General features: G+C 71.0%; 14 protein-coding genes. 2 read left to right on the forward strand and 12 right to left on the reverse strand.

What is annotated here, in order from left to right:
* Positions 1-22: 22 nt before the first annotated feature.
* The 11 genes from ACFXB5_RS26630 to ACFXB5_RS26680 all read right to left on the reverse strand — a co-directional run bounded on the left by ACFXB5_RS26630 (position 23) and on the right by ACFXB5_RS26680 (position 15,157).
* On the reverse strand, positions 23-1,414 hold the full coding sequence (locus tag ACFXB5_RS26630) for a protein phosphatase 2C domain-containing protein (RefSeq protein WP_385212170.1): 1,392 nt from the start codon (positions 1,412-1,414) through the stop codon (positions 23-25).
* A gap of 3 nt (positions 1,415-1,417) precedes the next feature.
* The gene (locus ACFXB5_RS26635; RefSeq protein WP_385212172.1) at positions 1,418-4,036 is read right to left on the reverse strand and encodes a tetratricopeptide repeat protein; all 2,619 of its coding nucleotides are present in this window, start codon (positions 4,034-4,036) and stop codon (positions 1,418-1,420) included.
* The gene (locus ACFXB5_RS26640; RefSeq protein ID WP_385212174.1) at positions 4,033-5,358 is read right to left on the reverse strand and encodes a hypothetical protein; all 1,326 of its coding nucleotides are present in this window, start codon (positions 5,356-5,358) and stop codon (positions 4,033-4,035) included. Before ACFXB5_RS26640 ends, ACFXB5_RS26635 begins: the two co-directional genes overlap by 4 nt.
* A gap of 188 nt (positions 5,359-5,546) precedes the next feature.
* Positions 5,547-6,563 (reverse strand): glutamate ABC transporter substrate-binding protein, encoded by a 1,017-nt coding sequence (locus tag ACFXB5_RS26645; RefSeq protein WP_385212176.1) that lies wholly within the window; start codon positions 6,561-6,563, stop codon positions 5,547-5,549.
* 20 nt (positions 6,564-6,583) lie between these two features.
* Positions 6,584-7,993 (reverse strand): hypothetical protein, encoded by a 1,410-nt coding sequence (locus ACFXB5_RS26650; protein WP_385212178.1) that lies wholly within the window; start codon positions 7,991-7,993, stop codon positions 6,584-6,586.
* A gap of 133 nt (positions 7,994-8,126) precedes the next feature.
* Positions 8,127-9,176: an N-acetylglucosamine kinase gene (locus tag ACFXB5_RS26655; RefSeq protein ID WP_385212180.1), complete on the reverse strand. Its 1,050-nt coding sequence runs from the start codon at positions 9,174-9,176 to the stop codon at positions 8,127-8,129.
* A gap of 74 nt (positions 9,177-9,250) precedes the next feature.
* On the reverse strand, positions 9,251-10,513 hold the full coding sequence (locus ACFXB5_RS26660) for a 6-phospho-beta-glucosidase (protein WP_385212182.1): 1,263 nt from the start codon (positions 10,511-10,513) through the stop codon (positions 9,251-9,253).
* Positions 10,510-11,415: a carbohydrate ABC transporter permease gene (locus ACFXB5_RS26665; protein WP_385212184.1), complete on the reverse strand. Its 906-nt coding sequence runs from the start codon at positions 11,413-11,415 to the stop codon at positions 10,510-10,512. The genes ACFXB5_RS26660 and ACFXB5_RS26665 overlap by 4 nt, the downstream gene beginning before the upstream one ends.
* Positions 11,416-11,442: 27 nt before the next feature.
* Positions 11,443-12,396, reverse strand: a complete 954-nt coding sequence (locus ACFXB5_RS26670) for a carbohydrate ABC transporter permease (RefSeq protein ID WP_385212186.1) — start codon at positions 12,394-12,396, stop codon at positions 11,443-11,445.
* A gap of 11 nt (positions 12,397-12,407) precedes the next feature.
* Positions 12,408-13,736 (reverse strand): ABC transporter substrate-binding protein, encoded by a 1,329-nt coding sequence (locus ACFXB5_RS26675; protein WP_385212188.1) that lies wholly within the window; start codon positions 13,734-13,736, stop codon positions 12,408-12,410.
* Between the two features lie 185 nt (positions 13,737-13,921).
* Complete coding sequence (locus tag ACFXB5_RS26680) at positions 13,922-15,157, reverse strand: ROK family protein (protein ID WP_385212190.1); 1,236 nt, start codon at positions 15,155-15,157, stop codon at positions 13,922-13,924.
* Positions 15,158-15,396: 239 nt separating this feature from the next.
* Between ACFXB5_RS26680 and ACFXB5_RS26685 the strand changes: the two genes are divergently transcribed.
* Complete coding sequence (locus ACFXB5_RS26685; RefSeq protein ID WP_385212192.1) at positions 15,397-17,382, forward strand: protease pro-enzyme activation domain-containing protein; 1,986 nt, start codon at positions 15,397-15,399, stop codon at positions 17,380-17,382.
* Positions 17,383-17,503: 121 nt separating this feature from the next.
* On the opposite strand, the gene ACFXB5_RS26690 is transcribed toward ACFXB5_RS26685, so the two are convergent.
* The gene (locus tag ACFXB5_RS26690; RefSeq protein WP_385212194.1) at positions 17,504-18,604 is read right to left on the reverse strand and encodes a mechanosensitive ion channel family protein; all 1,101 of its coding nucleotides are present in this window, start codon (positions 18,602-18,604) and stop codon (positions 17,504-17,506) included.
* Positions 18,605-19,058: 454 nt separating this feature from the next.
* On the opposite strand from ACFXB5_RS26690, the gene ACFXB5_RS26695 reads away from it, so the two are divergent.
* Positions 19,059-19,595 (forward strand): HNH endonuclease, encoded by a 537-nt coding sequence (locus ACFXB5_RS26695; protein ID WP_201849492.1) that lies wholly within the window; start codon positions 19,059-19,061, stop codon positions 19,593-19,595.
* The last annotated feature ends 76 nt before the right edge of the window (positions 19,596-19,671 follow it).

Here is a 19,671-nt window from a genome sequence, read left to right on the forward strand (position 1 = left end):
GTCATCCGCTCCTTGGCGACCGTCAGGCGGATCCTGCCCGGCCCGGGACGGCGGGGAACGGCACGACCGCCACTGTTACGTTGTCGTGGCCCCCGCCGTCCAGGGCGTACCCGACCAGGAACTGCGCGCTGTTCAGCGGCCGGGCGCGGGCGTCCGGCGGCACCGCGTGGGCCATCTGCTCCGCCGATTCGGCGTAGTTCCACAGCCCGTCGGTGCACACCACCACGACGCCCGGCCGGTCCGGCTTGTACGAGGCGGTGTGGGGCTCCAGCTCATAGGCGTCCGCCCCGAGCCAGCCGGTGATGGCGTGGGCGCGCTCGTCCGCGTACGCCTCCGCCTCCGACATCAGCCCCGCGGCCACCATCTGGGCCGCCCAGGAGTCGTCCTCGGTGAGCCGCGCGGGCGGGGTCGTACGGTCGTCGGGGACCCAGTAGGCGCGGCTGTCCCCGACCCAGCCGATGGTGAGGATGTCGCTGGTGACGACGGCGCTGACGATGGTGCACGCCGGTGCGTTCTGATGGCGCTGCCCCTCGTGGTGGGGGGCGGCCGCACCGGTGTCCAGGGCCAGGGAGTTGACCGCGTCGGCGGCGGCGATGATCGCCTCGTTCATGGCCTGCTGGGGGTGGGCGCCGCGGGGCAGCGAGGCCCGCAGGGCCTGACTCGCGGCATGGGCCGCGGCGGCCGATGCTTCGTCGGGGCGGGTGGCCGAGGAGACCCCGTCGCACACCACGGCGACCGTGACCGGTGAGCCGTCGGGCAGCGCGGAGGTGGACACCGAGAACGCGTCCTCGTTGCGGTGGTGGCGCAGCCCCCGGTCGCTGGCCGCCGCGACTCCCTCCAACTCGCTCTCCATATGGTCGCGTGTCCGTGCCTGGGCGTGTCCGCAGCGCTCGCAGTATCCGTCCTGGTCGATGGTGCCCTCCTGGCACGCGGCGCACCGGGGGCGGTGCTCGTCGCCGGGCAGCCGGGGGTCCGCCCCGGTGCCGGTCCCGCTGCCCGTGCTGCTCGCCGCGCTGGTGTGCGTACTCGCGTTGGTCTCCGGGTGGATGCCGGACTCGCCGGGTGCCTCGGGCGCGCCGAGCGTTGCCGCGGCCCGCGGGTCGGCCACCTGGCCGTACCCGCCGGAGGTCGGGGCGGCCAGCTCGTAGTCGTCCGGCTCCGGCTCCGGGTGGGTGGACCGCGCCGCCCCGTTCACCCGCGGCGGCACCGGCAGGTCGCCGTGCGCTTCCGACCGGTCGCCGTGCGCCTGCGACCGGTCGGCGATCGCCTCCGCCGACAGTGCGGCCTCCGCTGCCAGGGCGGCCGCCACCGTCAGATCGGCACCGCACTGATCGCAGTATCTGTCCCCCGCCTGCGGCGGCTCATCACAGGTCGGGCAGGCTGACAGCTGCGGCGGCTGCGGCATCTGCGACATCGATCACACCCACGTCCTGGGGCGGAAACGGTTGGCCCGCTCCACCAGTTCGATCCTCTCCTCGCCTCGCTGGGCGAGTCTGGCGAGTACACGGTACGAGCGCTCCAATCCGAAGCGCAGCCCGCGCTCGTCCAGGTTGCTGCCGAGCAGAGGCGGTCTGTTGTGTCCCGGGGGCGCTCCGCTGCTGCCGGACAGTACCCAATCCAGGGCGCTGCCCAGGACCTCCGTACGCAGCCGCTCGCGCCGCACCGCGTCCAGACCGAACTCGCCCAGCCGCTCGACCTGGACGGCCGAGGCCGTCAGATCGCTCAGCAGGGCGTCGTACGGGGCGCGCTGGCGCAGCCGGGCCCGTACGGCGGCGACCCGCGCCGCCGTGTAGTGGATCGAGGACTCCGGCACCGACTCAAGGGCCCGCACCGCGCCCGGGCGGTCCCCGGCGCACAGCAGGACCCGGGCGAGGCCGAAGGCGGCGCTCACAAAGCTCGGGTCGGTGGCCCAGACCAGCCGGTAGTACTCCGCCGCGTTGTCCAACTGGCCCAGCACCTCGGCGCAGACGCCGAGCGCCAGCTTCGGCGCGGGCTCGCCGGGGAACGCGTCGTAGACGGCGTCGAAGGAGAGCGCGGCCGTCTCGCGGTCACCGGTGGCCAACGCGTGCAGCCCCCGGTACCAGACGATCCGCCAGTCGTCGCTGTACGCGGCCTCCAGACCGGTGAGCGCGACGCCCGCGTCATGCTCCTCGGCCAGCTCCAGCTGGGCGCGCACCCGGCGCAGCCGCAGCTCGATCGAGTCCACGGGCGCGGTCCGCAGCGCGGCGCTCACCTCGGCGGGGTCGGCGGCCAGCAGACCGGCCAGGAACCCGGCGTTGGGGTCGTCGGAGTCCACCAGCGGCACCGGGAGCGCCAGCGCGGTGGCCCGTCCGTCCAGTGTGGTGATGGCGGGCAGCGGCAGGGCGAGCGGGCCCGGTGGGCGCTGTGCGGGGATGAGGGGCGCGGTGCTGCCGCCGCCGACGGACCGGGCGCCCAGCAGGGACGGATCCTTTCCGTCGTCGGCGAACAACTCGGTGTCCACGACGCGTGGTTCCGGCCCGAAGAGCGTGGACAGGGCCGGCCTCGGCCGCCCGGTCTGCAGCGCCACGACCTCCCGCAGCACCCCGGTCAGCTGGTCGGCCATCTCCCGCGCGGAGGCGAAGCGGCGCCCCGGGTCGGGGTCGGTGGCCCGCACCAGCAGCCGGTAGAAGGACTCATAGCGCCGGAAGACCTCGATGTGCTCGGGGTCCGGCAGGCTGTCCACGTAGACGTTCGTATAGCCCTGGAAGTCGAAGGTGAGCACGGCCAGGGTGCGCGCCACCGTGTAGAGGTCGGAGGAGACCGACGGGCCGGACTCGGAGATCTCGGGGGCCTGATAGCCGACCGTGCCGTAGATGGGGCTGTCGTGGTCGTCCATCCGCCGGACCGCGCCCATGTCGATCAGCTTGAGCTGGTCCTGCTGCTGAATGGCGTTGTCGACCTTGAAGTCGCAGTAGAGCAGATTGCGGCTGTGCAGATGGCCGAGCGCCTCCAGTGCCTCGATGCCGTAGGCGCACGCCTGCTCCACCGGCAGCGGATCGCGGCGGCCCTCCGTGGTGCGGCGGGCGTTGGCGATGTCCTTCAGGGACTTGCCGCCCACGTACTCCATGACGATGTAGCCGTCGAGGCTGCCGGTGCGCTGGTCGAGGTGCTCGACGAAGTTGTAGATCCGGACGATGTTGGAGTGCTCGATCTCGGCGAGGAAGCGGCGCTCGGAGACGGCGGCCGCCAGCGCCTCCTCGTCACCCGTGTCCAGCAGGCCCTTGAGGACCACCCAGCGGTCCGACACCGCGCGGTCGATGGCCAGATAGATCCAGCCGAGCCCGCCGTGCGCCAGACAGCCCGCGACCTCGTACTGGCCGTGGACGATGTCACCGGAGTTCAACTTCGGTACGAACGAGTACGGATGGCCGCACTTGGTGCAGAACCCCTCCGTACGGCCCGGCCGTTCGCCGCGGGCGCGGCCCACCGGGGCACCGCAGTCCCCACGGCTGCAGAACCGCTTGCGCTCGGGGACCTCGGGGTCCGCCAGCACCGCCGTCCGCGGATCGGGGCGCGGCACATCGGGGACGCTGACCAGACCGGCGCCCAGGGCGTTCCGCCCCGAGGAGGCCGAGGTGGCGGAGCGGGAGCTGCGCACCGAGACCGAACGGGACGAGGTCCGCCCGGACATGGAGCGGGACAGCCGCCCGGACACCGAGCGCCGGGACGGGGAGGAGCGTGCCGAACGCGACCGGCCCGAGGCGCCGGACGAGGAGTCCCAGCCGGTCGCCGAGGAACCCGCGCTTCGTGCCGAGGAACCCGCGCTCCGTGCCGAGGCATCCCCGCTCCGTGCCGAGGAACGTCCGCTCCGCGCCGACGAGCCCTCGCTCCGGGACGAGGAACTTCCCCCCGGCCCGGCCTGGCCGGTGATCCCGGTGGGCGGTGAGGCCACCATCCCCTGCGGTGAGACGACCGGGGCCATACCGCAGACATCGCAGTACAGCTCGCCTCCGCCCACGTCCTCGTAGGACCCGCCGCAGTCACGCCGCTGGCAGGCGACGACCGCCGCATTCATTCCGTGCCTCCCTCGATGCCTTGCCCGGCCGGGCCCGTCTGGCGTGGCACCAGGGCCTCGGCCGCCGCCTGCTGGTAGCGCAGCACGGCCTGCTCGGCCGCCCGCAGATCGCACGGGGCGCTCCACAGCATCCGGCGGGCCACGTCATACCGCTCCACCAGGAACGGATCCTCCGCCATGCCATGGCGGGCGACCTTCGCCTTGTACGCGTCGAGCCGGCCGCGCAGCTCGGCGCGGACCGCGAGCGGCGCGGTGACCGCGGTCAACGACTCGCGGGCCCGCAGCAGCTCGTCGTCGGCGCGCTGCTCCAGGCTCTCCAGCAGCGGCGACAGCCGGTGCCACTGCGAGCGCCTGCGATAGTCGGCGGCGGCGACCAGCTGCTCGTGCAGCACGGTCGGCGGGCCGCTGACGGCCGGAACCTCCGATGCCGCGATCTTCGCGAGCACCTCACCGCGCGCCTGGCGCGCCTCCGCCAGGGTGCGATCGGCGCGGGACAGCACATCCCGCAGCCGCATCAGCCGCCGCTCGGCGTCCTGCCGCACATCCAGGACCGCCTCGATCTCCCGGCGCACATCCTCCAGGGCGCGGGCGGCGCGGTCATAGCGCTCGGTGTCGGGGCTGCCGCCGCCGGGCGCGGAGCTGCCGCTGGCCGGTTTCCAGAAGGCCAGCGGATCGGAGACCACTTCGGCGCGCAGCGCGGTCAGCTCGGCGGTGATCTGCTCCAGATCGTCCCCCGAGGGGTGCTCACCGGGCCGGACCCCCACGGAGTGGGCGAGCGAACGGGTGCGGTGCAGCTCGGCGGAGAGCATGTCGATCCGGGCGGGCAGCGCGGACCATATGGCGTCGGCGCTGACGATGACGTCGATGGCCTCCGCGTACCAGCGGTTCATCCGGTCGACCAGCCGGTCCAGCCCCAACTCCTCGCTGAGCAGCGGCGAACCGCCGAGGGTGGCACTGCTGGGCAGGGTGATCGCCGTGCCGCACAGCAGCTCGGTGAGCTCGGCCAGCTCGTCCTGCGTCGGCCAGCGGTGACGGGAGCGCACCTCACGGGCCCGGGTGAGGGCCTCGGTGTACGCGTCGAAGTAGCTCCACAGGAGAGAGATGGCCTGCTCGGTGGTGGACCAGCGGTCCTTGGTGACGCCCGTGAGCTCGGCGCCCTCGAGAAGCCTTCTGCCCGCGTGGTCCTGGAGGGCGAGCAGCGAGGACTCGATCGCCTCGTGTTCGGCGGCGAGCTTCGCCAGTGCGCGGTCCACCTCCTCCCGGCCCATGACCGGGCCGTCGGGTGCCCCCGCGAAACTGGGGAAGGGTCCCGGGACCCCCATCGATCACCTCTCCATGTCCGTAACCGTTATGTGATCCGTCTGCTGCGTCATCCCTACGCGTGTGAGGCGGGTGCTAATCCTTGCCGTTCCGTGATCCTTGCTCTCACCCGATGTGTCCGGGTCCGTCGTGCTCGGGCGCGCGGGTCCTCGTCCGCGCAAGTCCTTGTCCGCTCTGGTCCTTGTCCGCGCTAGTCCTTGTATTCGGGGGCGGGCGGCGTCGGGTTCTCCTGCGCCGTGCTGAAGTCCTTGGCGAGCCACTTCTGGTAGGCCTGCATCCAGGGGCTGCCCGCCCCGCCCTGGCGGTAGTTCTCCAGAACCTTGTTGACCCGGCGTACCAGGTCGTCGTCGTCCTTGTTCATCGCCACGCCGTAGAACTCATCGGTGAATCGCGAGCCGACCAGCTTGACGGAGGGGTCCTGGGCCGCCTGGCCGGCCGCCAGCGCGTTGTCGGTGATCACCGCGTCCACCTGGCCGAGCTGCAGTCTGACCAGGCAGTCCAGCTGGTTGGGGACGGGCTTCACCTTGATCGCGCCCAGATGCTCGGCCCCGGTGTCGGGCTTGTCCAGCTCGGCCTCGGCGGTGGAACCCTGCGCGGTGCACACCTTCTTGCCGCGCAGGGTCTTGTTGTAGCCGGTGATGGACGAGTCGTCGGGGACCAGCACCTGCTGCCCGGCCTGGAAGTACGCGGTGGAGAACGCCACGTCCTTGATCCGGTCGCAGTTGATGGTCATGGTGCGCACCACGACGTCGACCTTGCCCTGCTGCAGGGCCTTGATCCGCTGACTGGTGGGTATGGTGCGGAAGATGACCGCGTCCGGATCGCCGAAGATGTCGTCGGCGATGGCGCGCACCAGGTCGATGTCGAAGCCGGTGAGGTCGCCGGTGGCCGGATCGCGGTATCCCCAGCGGTAGCTGTTCTGGTCGACGCCGGCGATCAGCTTGTTGAGCTTGTGCCCGTTGACCTCACGGTTCTTGATCCGCTTGATGGCCGGGCCGCTCGCGCTGGACGGGCGCAGGCTCGCCTCGGGATCGCGGCAGCTGTCCGCCGCCGCGGCCTCGGCGCCGGTCCGCACCGTATGCGGCTGCCGCGCGCCGCCCTTGGCTTCGCCGTCCCCGCCGTCGTCCATCATCGCCGGGACCGCGATGGCCGTGGCCACGCCCAGGGCGCATACCGTCACCGCGGCGGCCGATCGCAGCGATCGCATGCTTCCGCCCCCCATCGTCCTCATCGGTACTCCGACAGTCTGCGGCCTATGCCCAGCACCGCTCCCGCGGCTCCCAGCACGGCCAGCACCCCGGCGCCCAGCGCCATGGCGGTGAACGCGCCGCGTCCGTCGTCGGCGGCCTGCTGGAACTCCCGCTGCTCGTGGTCGAGGGCCTTGGCCAGCTGGCTGTCCACCGCGTCGAAGGACTCGCCCGTGCTGTCCTCGGCGCCGATGACCTTCGTCAGCGCCGTCTTGTAGTCGCCCCCGTCGTCGGCGGCGCGGGCGGCCTTGTGCCGCACCTGCCACTCGTGGACCCGGTCGCCGGCCTTCTCCACCGGCTCGCGGCCCTCGTCGTCGTCCGCGAGGGCGCGCGCCTTGTCCAGCAGGCTGCCGTCCGAGGGACGGTCGCCGGACGCCTTGCCCACGAGCGTGGACATCCGCGAGCCGTAGCTGACCTCGTAGGCGTCCTTGCCCTTGTTGGCTCCGTCCTTGTCCACGACGACCGCGCCGCGGGCCACCAGGGTCAGGTTCTCGTCGGCGCGGGCCCGCAGGGAGTCGATCCGCGCCTCGTTGAGCACCTGGAGGGACTTCGCCCCGTGGTCGTTGGAGTCGCTGAGCTGGGTGCTGGCGACCGCGTGGCCGACCACCAGCCACAGCATCACCACCGTGGAGGCGGCCGTGGCGGTGAGCAGGCCTCGGCTGAGCACCCGGTTGGTCCGCTGGAACTCACGGCGCTGGGCCCAGCCCAGCGCGCCCAGGGCGACCAGGCCGGTGGCGATCGCCACCCACGGCCATGCCTCGGCGTCCTCGTAGTCCTCCCCGAGACGGGCGGTCTCCGCCTGGTAGAGCCTGCCGGCGGCGGGCAGCAGCTTGTCGCGCATGGTGTCGTTGGCATAGCGCAGATACGCGCCGCCCAGCGGCAGCCCCTGACGGTTGTTGGCGCGCGCGGAGTCGATCAGACCCGTGTAGACCGGCAGCAGCTGGTTGATCTTCTGTATCTCGTCGCGGGCGGAGGACGAGCCCTCCGTATTGGCCGCGGCCCGCACCAGCAGCTTGGACGCGGTGTCGATGTCCCGCACGAACCGCTGCCGGACCTGGGGAGGCTCCTGGCCGCCCGCCAGGAAGCCTCCGGTGGCCGTGGTGTCGGCGTCGGCGAGGGAGCGGTAGATCTGCGCCGCGTCGGCGCTCAGCGGCTGGCTGCGCTCGGCCACGGCGTCCGCCGCGGTCTGCCGGTCGGAGACCTGCCAGGCCGTGACCGCGCCGAACGCGATCACCAGCGCGGCCAGCACCGCCCCGATGACGCGCAGCCGGCCGGGCTCGGTCGTCGCCGCCGCCCGCGCCCGGTCGAGCCCCTCAGCCCACGCGGTCCGCGGCGGGGCCGCGGGCGCGGGCGGCGGTGCGGCTCTGCCGGTGGTCGGCGGGTATGACACAAGACCTCCCCCTTGGCCCGGATTCCTGGATGGTGTCGCGGTCGGTGTCGCAGCAGTATGGACCGCGGCGCCAGGAGAGGTCACCGGTCGAGCCTGGATCTTGTTCGGATCGCGATCTTCCCTCCCCTTTTCATTACGCTTCGGAAGGACTTTCGGTTCCACTTTCCGCGTTATCAGCTGCGGCGTCGTCGTCGGCCGGGGCGGTGTCATCGGCCGGGGCGTAGTGCGCGCGCAGCCGGGCGTACGCCGATTCCGGCGCGCCGGTGCGGTCCAGGCCCAGCAGCGCGGCGCCGAGCACCGGCGGTGCGGTGACCACCCGCGGCTCGGCCTTCGGGGCGCGCTCCGCGAGCAGTGCGCGGATCCGGTCGTCCAGCAGCGGATGGCGGGCCGCGAGCACTCCGCCGCCCAGCACCACCGGGGTCTCCTCGCCCAGCAGATCGAGCCGGCCGAGGGCGACCACCGCCATGGTCACCACTTCCTCCGCCTGGCGGTCGACGATCGCCCGCGCGATCTCGTCGCCGGCCCCGGCCACCGCGAAGAGCACCGGCGTCAGCTCATGCCGCCGCCCCGACTCCAGACGGCCCAGATGCAGCGCCTCGATCAGCTCGTACATGGTGGTGAGGCCGAAGCGCGCGGGCAGGGCGCGGGCCAGTTCGGTCGGCTCGCCGCGGCCGTCCTCCGCCCGCGCCGCCCACCACAGCGCCTCCTCCGACAGATAGCCCCCGCCGCCCCAGTCGCCGGAGATCCGGCCGATGGCGGGGAAGCGGGCCACCCGGCCGCCGTGACCGATCCCGGCGCAGTTGATGCCCGCGCCGCAGACCACGGAGACGCCGGTCGGCTCGCCGTCGTCCCCGACCCCGGCCCGCAGCAGGGCGAAGGTGTCATTGGCGACCGTGACGGTGGCGCCCCAGCCGCGCTCGGCCAGGACGCCCGTCAACTCCTCCTCCTCGCTGGGCAGATCGACGTTGGCCAGACAGGCCGAGACATGCCCCGCGGACGGTGGACCGGACCGGCCCGCCTGCCGCGCCACCTCCTCCACCAGCGGCGCGAGCGAGCCGACGGCCTGCTCGGCGCCCACGACGGGCGGCCGGAAGCCGCCGCCGCGGGCCGCGCCGAGGACGGAGCCGTCCGGGCCGATGAGTGCCACATCCGTCTTGCTGTTGCCCGCGTCGATCGCCAGCACCGACCCGTCCGGCGGGGAAGCGGACGAGGGGGAGGAAGACGAAGGGGAAGGAGAGGGGGTCGATACGGACTGGGTCAGGCCCACGCCAGATGCTCCCGGTTGTGCGCGATGAGGTCGTCGGTCAGCTTCTCGGCGTATTCGATCTGGCCGATGAGGGGGTGGGACAGCAGCGCCTGGAAGACCCGTTCCCGACCGCCCTTCAACGCCGCCTCCAGCGCCAGGTGTTCATACGCGGTGACATTCGCGACCAGACCGGCGAACAGGGGCTCGAGGGGGCGCACGGGCAGTGGCTTCGCGCCCTGCGCGTTGACGGCCGCCGGGACCTCGATCACCGCGTCGTCCGGCAGGAAGGGCAGCGTGCCCTCGTTGAACGTATTGACGATCCGCACCTCGCCGGTGTCGCCCAGCAGGGACGAGGTCAGATCGACCGCCGCCTCCGAGTAGAACGCACCGCCGCGCTTGCCGAGCAGCTCGGGCTTCTCGTCCAGCGCCGGATCGCCGTACATCTCCAGCAGCTCCCGCTCGATCGCCGCGACCTCCGCCGCCCGGGACGGCTTGCTGCGCAGCTCCCGCACCATCACGTCGTGCTGGTAGTAGTAGCGCAGATAGTAGGAGGGGACGACGCCGAGCCGGCTGACCAGCGTGCGCGGCATCCGCAGGTCCTCGGCGATCGCCTCGCCGTGCTCCGCGAGCAGCTTGGGCAGCGCATCCTCGCCGTCGGTGCCGCCGACGCGCACCGCGCGCTCCCAGGTGAGGTGGTTGAGGCCGACGTGCTCCAGCGTCACCTCGCCGGGGGCCACGCCCAGCAGCTTGGCGAACTTCCGCTGGAAGCCGATGGCCACATTGCACAGGCCGACCGCCCGGTGCCCGGCCGTGAGCAGCGCCCGGGTCACGATCCCGACCGGGTTGGTGAAGTCCACGATCCAGGCGTCGGGGTTGCGGCGGCGCACCCGCTCGGCGATGTCCAGCACCACCGGGACCGTGCGCAGCGCCTTGGCCAGCCCGCCCGCGCCGGTGGTCTCCTGGCCGACACAGCCGCACTCCAGCGGCCAGGTCTCGTCCTGGTTCCGCGCGGCCTGGCCGCCGACGCGCAGCTGCAGCAGGACCGCGTCCGCGCCGTCCACGCCCGCGTCCAGGTCGTCGGTCCAGGAGATGGTGCCCGGGTGGCCCTGCTTGGCGAAGATCCTTCGCGCCAGCCCGCCGACCAGCTCCAGCCGGTCGGCCGCCGGGTCCACCAGGACGAGCTCCTCCAGCGGGAGCACGTCCCGCAACCGGGCGAATCCGTCGATGAGTTCGGGGGTGTAGGTGGACCCACCCCCCACGACTGCGAGCTTCAACCCTTGACTCCTGTCAGTGTGACGCCTTCGACGAAGGCTTTCTGAGCGAAGAAGAAGACGATGATGACGGGGGCCATGACGAGCAGGGTCGCGGCCATCGTCAGATTCCAGTTGACGCTGTGCGCGGTCTTGAAGCTCTCCAGGCCGTAACTGAGCGTCCAGGCGCCCGGATTCTGCGAGGCGTAGATCTGCGGGCCGAAGTAGTCGTTCCAGCAGTAGAAGAACTGGAACAGCGCGACGGCCGCGATCCCCGGCTTGGCCATCGGGATCACGATGCGCAGCAGCGTGCCGAATTCGCCGCTGCCGTCCACCTTCGCCGACTCCAGGTACTCCCGGGGAATCGTCAGCAGGAACTGGCGCAGCAGGAAGATGGAGTACGCGTCGCCGAACGCCATCGGGATGATCAGTGGCCACAGCGAACCCGACAGATGCAGCTGCTGGGCCCAGACCAGATACATCGGTATCACGATCACCTGCGGCGGCAGCATCATCGTGGAGATGACCAGGATCATGGCGGCGCGGCGGCCGCGGAAGCGGAATTTGGCCAGGGCGTAGGCCACCGGAATGGAGGAACAGACGGTGAAGAGGGTGCCGAGCCCGGCGTACATCAGCGAATTGCGCCACCAGTCCAGGAAGCCCGGGGTGTTGAAGACATCGACGTAATTCGACCATTTCCATTCGGTGGGCCACAGGTCGCCGCTCAGCGCCTGGCCGTCGCTCATCACCGAGGTCAGGAAGACGAAGACGAAGGGCAGGATGAAGAAGAGCGCGGCGGCGATGGCGACCGTGTGCACGGCGATCCAGTGCAGTGCGGCGCGGCGGCGGGCGGCGGGGGCGGGGGAGCGTCCGGCGGCGGGGCGCGCGGGCGCGGACGGCGCCGAGAGGGCGGTGGTGGCGGTCATGGTGAATCGGTCCTCTCAGTCCTCGGCTCAGTCATCGGCCGACAGCAGCCCGGTACGCTTGCGCATCAGCAGCGTCGTCACGGCCATCGCGATCGCGAACAGCACGAGCGAGAGCACGCAGGCGGCTCCGGTGTTGAAGTTCTGGAAGCCGAGCGAATAGACGAGCTGCGGCACGGTGAGCGTGGAATGGTCGGGGTAGCCGGGCTGGATGACCGATCCGGGCCCGACGCTGACCCCGGAGGCGAGCTTTCCGGCGACCAGCGCCTGGGTGTAGTACTGCATGGTCTGGACGACACCCGTCACGACCGCGAACATCACGATCGGGGTGATCGACGGCCAGGTCACATAGCGGAACTTGTGGAACGCCCCGGCGCCGTCCAGGTCGGCCGCCTCGTACTGCTCCTTGGGGACGTCCAGCAGGGCCGCCATGAAGATGACCATGAGATCCCCGATGCCCCACAGGGAGAGCAGTACGAGGGACGGCTTGGCCCAGGCCGGGTCGTTGAACCAGTTCGGCGCGTGGATCCCGATGCCGCCGAGAATGTCGTTCACCGGGCCGGTACCGGGATTGAGCAGGAAGACGAAGGCGACGGTGGCCGCCACCGGAGGGGCGAGATATGGCAGATAGAAAGCGGTGCGGAAGAATCCCACCCCGGACTTCACTTTGGTGACCAGCAGCCCGATTCCCAGGCCGAAGACGACCCGCAGCGCCACCATGACCACGACCAGCCAGAGCGTGTTCCACAGCGCCGGTCCGAACAGCGGCATCTGCTCCAGCACATAGCGCCAGTTGCGCAGCCCCACAAAGGTCGGGGCCTCGATCTGGTTGTAGTGCATGAAGGAGAAGTAGACGGTGGCGACCAGCGGATAGCCGAAGAAGACGGTGAAGCCGACCAGCCAGGGGGAGAGAAAACCGAGGGTGCGCAGCCGCTCGCGCCGGGCTTTACGGCGCAGGGCGGGGGCGTTCGTCAAGGTGGCCATATCGCACTCCGTCAGTTCTGTGCCTGGAGATTGTCGGCGTCTATCTCGTCATCGAGTTTTCGTAGCCCCGCGTCCAGATCGTGCGCCTTGCCCGCCTCGACGCCGTAGGAGAAGTCCTGCAGCGAGGTGACGTACTGACCACCGTTGATCGAGGGCGGCAGGGCGGTGCTGTAGCGGTTCTGCGCGATATCGAGGAAGGCCCGGAAGGTGGGATCCGAGTCCAGCTTCGGGGAGGTGAGTGCGGCCTTGGTGGACGGCACATTGTGAATGGCGTTGGCGAAGGCGACCACCTGATCGGTGTTGGCGGTCAGGAACTTCACCAGCTCCCACGCGGCGTTCTGGTGGGTGCTGCTGTGCGCGATGCCGACCACGGTGCCGGTGAGATAGCCCCGGCCATAGGTCTCGGGCCGGTCGTCGGGCACGGGCAGCGGGGCGGTGCTCCATTTGAACTTCGCGCCCTTCATGAAGAGCCCGCGCCATTCGCCGTCCATGTGCATCGCGAGCTTTCCGGTGAGAAAGGCGTTCTGGGACGACATCTCATCGCCGAAGGAGGTACGGAACGTCTCCAGCGGGCCATAGCCGCCCTGGCTCCGCATCAGCTCCCCGGTAGTGGCGTAGAACTCCTTGGCCGCCTTGTCCTTCGCCAGCCGCGCCTTGCCGTCCTTGTCGAAGTACTTAGGGCCCCACTGGGCGAGGAACCGGTCCGGGCTGTTCTGGTAGAGCCGGAAATTGGGCATGAAGCCCACCCGCTCATAGCCGCCGCTCTTGGTGCGCTTGGTCAGCTTCACGGCGTCGCGCCGCAGCTCCGACATGGTGCGGGGCGGCCGCTTGATGCCCGCCTCGGCGAAGGCGTCCTTGTTGTAGTACATGCCGTACGCGTCGGCGAGCAGCGGGAGGGCGCACTGGGCGCCCTGATAGCTCGTGTAGTCCAGCAGCGTTTTCGGGAAGACCTTGGTCTTGTCCAGGCCGGTCTTCTTCATGAACGGATCGAGGTCCACCCACATCCCGGAGGAGCAGTACTGCCCCACATTGTTGGTGGTGAAGGAGGAGACGACATCGGGGGCGTCGCCACCGCCCGCCCGCAGCGCCTGGTTCACGGTGGCGTCGGTGACATTCCCGGTGGCCTTCACCTTGATATTGGGGTGGAGTTTCTCGAACCGGGCGATGCTGGCATCGATCGCCTTGACCTCGCTGTCCTCCGACCAGCCGTGCCAGAACTTCAGCGTGACGGGTTTGGTCGGATCGTCCTCGGCGCTGCCGGTACTGGGATTGGCGCAGCCCGTGAGGAGTAGGGCGCCGGCGCTCAGTGCTGCGGCGAGAGCGGCCAGTTTTCGTGCCATGGGCAGACTTCCTTTACTGCGGTACAAGGGGGACGGCAGGGGAAGCGGCGGTGAGGGGCGCCGGACAACGGACAAAGGGGAGAGGGGGCAAAGGGGATAGCGGGCAAAGGGGAGAACGGACAGAGGGGGAGAACGGACAGAGGGGAAGAGAGGACGTATGGGGCGGTGGAGCGGCGCCCGGTGACTCAGGCGTCGAACCGGGCGGTGTCGAAAACGGTCTGGCGGGCATCGGCGACCGCCGTCCGCAGCGCGCCGATGAGAATCGGATCCCCCTCGATCTCACTGATCCGCAGCTGCGGCCGGGGCAGCGCGAGACCGGTCATCTCGGCCTCGACCAGCTGACGCAGCCGGTCCCCGCCGGCCTGTGCGACCTCACCCGAAAGGACGACCAGCTCCGGGTCGACCACGGCGACGACGGAGGCCAGCCCGGTGGCCAGCCGGCGGGCCAGCTCGGTCAGCACCTCGTCACCCGGGCCGGGGGTGCGCAGCGCGGTGGCGAGCGCCTTGGTGGCCGTGGGCGCGTCGATCCCGTGGTCGCGGGCGAGCTCCACGACGGCGGGCGAGCCGACCAGCTTCTGGAACCCCCCGCCCCCGTCCGGCCGGGCGGCGGCGTCCGGTCCGCCCCGGGCCAGCGGGGCGCCCGGCAGCGGCATGTAGCCGATCTCCCCGGCCCCGCCGGTGGCACCCCGCAGCAGGGTGCCGTGGAGCACGATGGCCGCGCCGACCCCCTCGTCGGCCCAGACCAGCGCGAAGTCGTCGAAGTCCTGGGCGGTGCCGTGGTGCTGTTCGGCGATGGCGGCGAGGTTGACGTCGTTCTCGATGACGATCGGCGTGTGCAGCACCTCGGCCAGGTCGTCCCGCAGGGTGCGGGACTGCCAGCCGGGCAGATGCGGGGCGTAGCGCAGCGTCCCGGTGCGCGGGTCGAGCGCGCCGGGGGTGCCGATCACGGTGGAGTGCAGATCGCTCCGGCCGAGCCCGGCGGCGGCCAGCGCTCCGTCCACCGCCTCGGCGACCAGCTCCCCGGTCCGGTTGGTCACGCTCGCGTCGCTCGCCGGGGCCGTCACCCGGTGTTCACCGACCACCTGGCCGGTGATGTCGGCGACGGCGGCGGTGATGCCCTCCTGGTCCACGGCGAGCGCGGCCACATGGGCGGCGGCCGGATCGATCTCGTACAGCTGCGCGTTGGGCCCCGGGCGTCCGGTGACGTTCCCGGTGGTGCGGACCAGGCCGACGGACTCCAGGCGGGTCAGCAGCTGGGAGGCGGTGGGCTTGGACAGCCCGGTCAGCTCCCCGAGCCGGGTCCGGGTGAGCGGTCCGTGGGCGGCCAGCAGCTCCAGTGCGGCGCGGTCGTTCATGGCGCGGAGGACGCGGGGGGTCCCGGGTGTGCCGCCCTGCGTATTGCTGCCGGGTGATGCGGCCATGGTGGTGCCCCCGTCTCACTCTGTTAAGAAAGTTTCCTATTGATGAATAGCAAGCTAGGGGGCGGACCGGGGCGGCGTCAATGGGTCAAAGGCGGGCTTTCCTTGGCGGGTTCTTGGCGAAGAGATGGATCATCCATGTACCTGGCATGGACAAGTCACCGTAAGAGTGGCCTCCGGTGGGGTGCCTGTGATCGTCAGCCCCCACTGTCATGCGACGACTCGAATCGCAAGGGGGCTAGGTGAGATCTATTTCTTCCCGGGAGCGCACGGCCCGTTCCAGAAAACGCACGGCCCTGGGGTTGGCGGCGGCGCTGCCGTTGGTGGCCGGTGCGCTGGCGCTCGGCATACCCACGGCCCAGGCCGACTCCGCACCGCACGGCCGTGACACCCTGAACGGCACCAAGCCCGCCTGGGCGACGGCGCGTTCGGACCGCGGCGCGACCGATGACGGCAATAAGGTCACCGCGCGCGTCTATCTGGCCGGACGGGATGCCAAGGGGCTGGCCGACTACGCCAAGGCCGTGTCCGACCCCTCCTCGCCGGACTACGCCAAGTTCCTGTCGGCCCGGCAGACCGAGGCACGTTTCGGACCGACACGGCAGCAGAAGGACACCGTGACCGCCTGGTTGAAGGGCGCCGGGCTCGAAGTCACCGGTGGCAACCAGCACTATCTGTCGGTCACCGGCGAAGTCTCCGCCGCCGAAAGGGCGTTCGGCACCCAGCTGCACAACTACACCAAGGACGGCAAGGTCTACCGGGCGCCGTCGAACGCGGCCACCGTGCCCGCCTCGCTCCACGGCGCCGTGCTGACCGTCGTCGGCCTGGACAACGCGCCCAAGCGGGCCAAGCACGACGAGACCCTCCCGCCCCCCGGACCGGTCTTCAAGAACGCCGGGCCGTTCTCCTCTTACTACGGCTCCCGGACCGACCGGAGCCTGCCCTCGGCCTACGGCGCCAAGCAGCCGTACGCGATCAAGGGGTACACCGGCAAGCAGCTGCGCGCCGCCTACGGCGCCAAGAGCCGCAACACCGGTAAGGGCGTCACCGTGGCCATCACCGACGCCTTCGCCTCGCCCACGATCGCCGCGGACGCCGCCCAGTACGCCAAGCGCAACGGCGACCCGGGCTACCGCAAGGGCCAGTTGACGCAGGTGCTGCCGGCCGACTACCGGTACACCGAGGAGTGCGACGCGAGCGGCTGGTACGGCGAGGAGACCCTCGACGTCGAGGCGGTGCACGCGGTGGCGCCCGCGGCCGACATCGCTTACGTCGGCGGAGCCTCCTGCACCGACGACGATCTGCTCGACTCGCTCGCCAAGGTCGTCGACAACCGGCTGGCCGACATCGTCTCCAACTCCTGGGGCGATGTGGAGGCCAACGAGACGCCGGACGTGGCCGCCGCCTACGACCAGATCTTCCAGCAGGGCGCGGTCGAGGGCATCGGCTTCTACTTCTCCTCCGGTGACAACGGCGACAACGTGGCGTCCACCGGCACCAAGCAGGTCGACACCCCGGCCAACTCGGCGTGGGTGACGGCGGTCGGCGGCACCTCCCTGGCCGTCGGCAAGGGCGGAAAGTACCAGTGGGAGACCGGCTGGGGCACCACCAAGGCCACCCTCTCGGCCGACGGCACCAACTGGGACGCGCTGCCCGGCGCGTACACCTCCGGCGCCGGAGGCGGCACCAGCAAGACCGTCGCCCAGCCCTTCTACCAGCGCGGCGTGGTCCCGGACGCGCTCGCCCAGGCCAACGGCGGCACCGCCAAGCAGCGGGTGACCCCGGACGTCGCGGCCGTGGCCGACCCCAACACCGGCTTCCTGGTGGGCCAGACGCAGACCTTCCCGGACGGATCGCTCCAGTACGGCGAGTACCGCATCGGCGGCACCTCGCTGGCCGCGCCCGTGATCGCCGGTGTCCAGGCGCTCGCCCAGCAGGCGCGCGGCGGCCGGCCGATCGGCTTCGCCAACCCGTCGCTGTACGACCGGTACGGCACCGCCTCGTACCACGATGTGACCGACCACCCGCTGGGCGCCGGTGTCTCGCTGGGCGTGGTCCGGGTCGACTACGTCAACAGCCACGACGACACCGACGGGCTGGTGACCTCGCTGCGCAGCCTCGGCCGGGACAGCTCGCTCCACGCGGTCGTGGGCTATGACGACGTGACCGGTGTGGGCACGCCCGCGGCCGGCTACCTCACCTCGTTCGGCGGACACCACCGCCGCTGAGCGGCCGGGGCTGAGCTCCTTACGGCTCTCACGGGCCCGAGCTCCTTACGGTTCGCATGAGGCTCCCGTCCCTCCTCGGGGCGGGAGCCTCGTCATGTCCGCCGCGCCGCGTCCGCCGCGCTCACTTCGTCGCGGGCGGCGGCACCGTCGCGGAGGGGGCGGCGGCCGGACCGGCGCCGGGAGCGATCGGGCTGGCCGCCGCCGACTGCGGCGAGTCCGGGTTGGCCAGCGCCGACGGCGCCGCCGTGCTGGCGCTCGGATCGATGGCGTCGGTCTGGAGCTCCGGGTCCAGAGGCCGGCCGACGAGCTGGATGCCCGCCTCGTTCAGCGCCTTCTTGATCCGCCAGCGCAGTTCCCGCTCGACGCCGAGCGCCTTGCCGGGCATGGTCCGCGCCGACACCCGGACGATCATCGAGTCCAGATAGACGGCGTCGAGACCCAGGACCTCGATCGGCTCCCAGAGCCGCTCGTTCCACGGCTCCTCCTTGGCCATGTCCACACCGACCTGCGTGATCACGGCCCGGACCTGCTCCAGATCCTCCTCGGCCCGGACCTGGACATCGAGCGCGGCCGTCGCCCAGCCCTGGCTGAGGTTGCCGATCCGCTTGACCTCGCCGTTGCGGACGTACCAGATCTCGCCGTTGTCCCCGCGCAGCTTGGTGACGCGCAGACCGACCTCGATCACCTCGCCGGAGGCCACCCCGGCGTCGACCGTGTCGCCGACCCCGTACTGGTCCTCGAGGATCATGAAGACACCGGAGAGGAAGTCGGTGACCAGATTGCGGGCGCCGAAACCGATCGCCACCCCCGCGACCCCGGCGCTGGCGAGCAGCGGCGCCAGATTGATCTCCAGCGCGGCGAGGATCATCAGCCCCGCGGTGCCCATGATCAGGAACGAGGCCACCGAGCGCAGCACCGAGCCGATCGCCGCTGACCGCTGGCGCCTTCGCTCCACATTCACCAGCAGCCCGCCGAGCGCGGTGCCGTCGACGGCCTGGGCCGTGCGGTTCATGCGCTCTATCAGCTTGGTGATCGCCCGCCGGACGACGGACCGGAGCACGAAGGCGATGATCAGGATCAGGGCTATGCGCAGCCCGATGCCGAGCCAGGTGGACCAGTTCTCCTCCACCCAGCCCGCGGCGTTCGTGGCGCTCTTCTGCGCATCGTCGAGAGTCGTGGGACGAGGCGTCGAGTCAGCGGCCAGAGCAGCGGACCAGAACACAGCAGAAACCCTTCGTATGCGACATGCCCACACGGATCGCCCGCGCACGCAACCTCTCACACAGTAGCCGGGTGCGAGACGCGCCGTTCCTGTGTTCGAGAGCGCGCGAGCGCGGTCAGGGGGCGCGTTCGGGCGGGTCCGGAGGCGACAATTCCACCTTCCGCCCCGGCCGGGGGCCGTGTGGCGGCACCATCCGGAGCGGGCCGTGATTCTTGCCACTTCGCGGTAGTATCCCGCTCCCCGCGCACCTCGTGCGCAGGGGCGCCGGAAGGCCGACAGGGCGGTGGTCAAGCGGCCGGTGTCGCCGCCGCGTACGGAGGGTATACGTGCGGTACGCGGAAATGCCTCTCAACCGTTAACCCGGTGATAGTGGCGTTCCGGCCAGGGTTCAGGGGAAACTGGGGGAGATCGTCCCGGCGCGAGCCACGCGCCGCCGGCGTACAAGGAGGCCCCCGTGCCGCATGTCCTGGTCCTCAACGCGTCGTACGAGCCCCTCGGCGTCGTACCGCTCCGCCGCGCGCTCGTACTCGTCCTCAATGACAAAGCCGTCAGCCTCGAGGACTCAGGCGCCCTGATGCACAGCGCTACCAGCGTGATCCCCGCACCCAGCGTCGTCCGGCTGAAGCGCTTTGTGCGGGTGCCCTTTCGCGGCCCCGTCCCGCTCACCCGCCGCGCCCTGTTCGCCCGCGACGGCGGCCGATGCGCCTACTGCGGTGGCGTCGCAACCAGCGTCGATCACGTCATCCCGCGCAGCCGTGGCGGGCAGCACACCTGGGAGAACGTGGTCGCCGCGTGCCGTCGCTGCAATCACGTCAAGGCGGACCGCCATGTCGCCGAGATCGGCTGGCGGCTGCGCCATCAACCCGCGCCGCCGTCGGGGCTCGCGTGGCGGATCATCGGCACGGGCCATAGGGACCCGCGCTGGCTGCCATACCTCCAGGCATACGGCGCGGAAGATGCCATGGCCCGGATCGACGGCAAATCTGCCTGAGAGGCCGGGCCATTTCTGTGTCTGCTCGCGGGAGCCCCCTGGGTCCTGTCCGGCGGATCTTCACGGACCCGTGAAG

The sequence above is a fragment of the Streptomyces sp. NPDC059455 genome (assembly GCF_042750115.1).
Taxonomy (GTDB): Bacteria; Actinomycetota; Actinomycetes; order Streptomycetales; family Streptomycetaceae; genus Streptomyces; species Streptomyces endocoffeicus.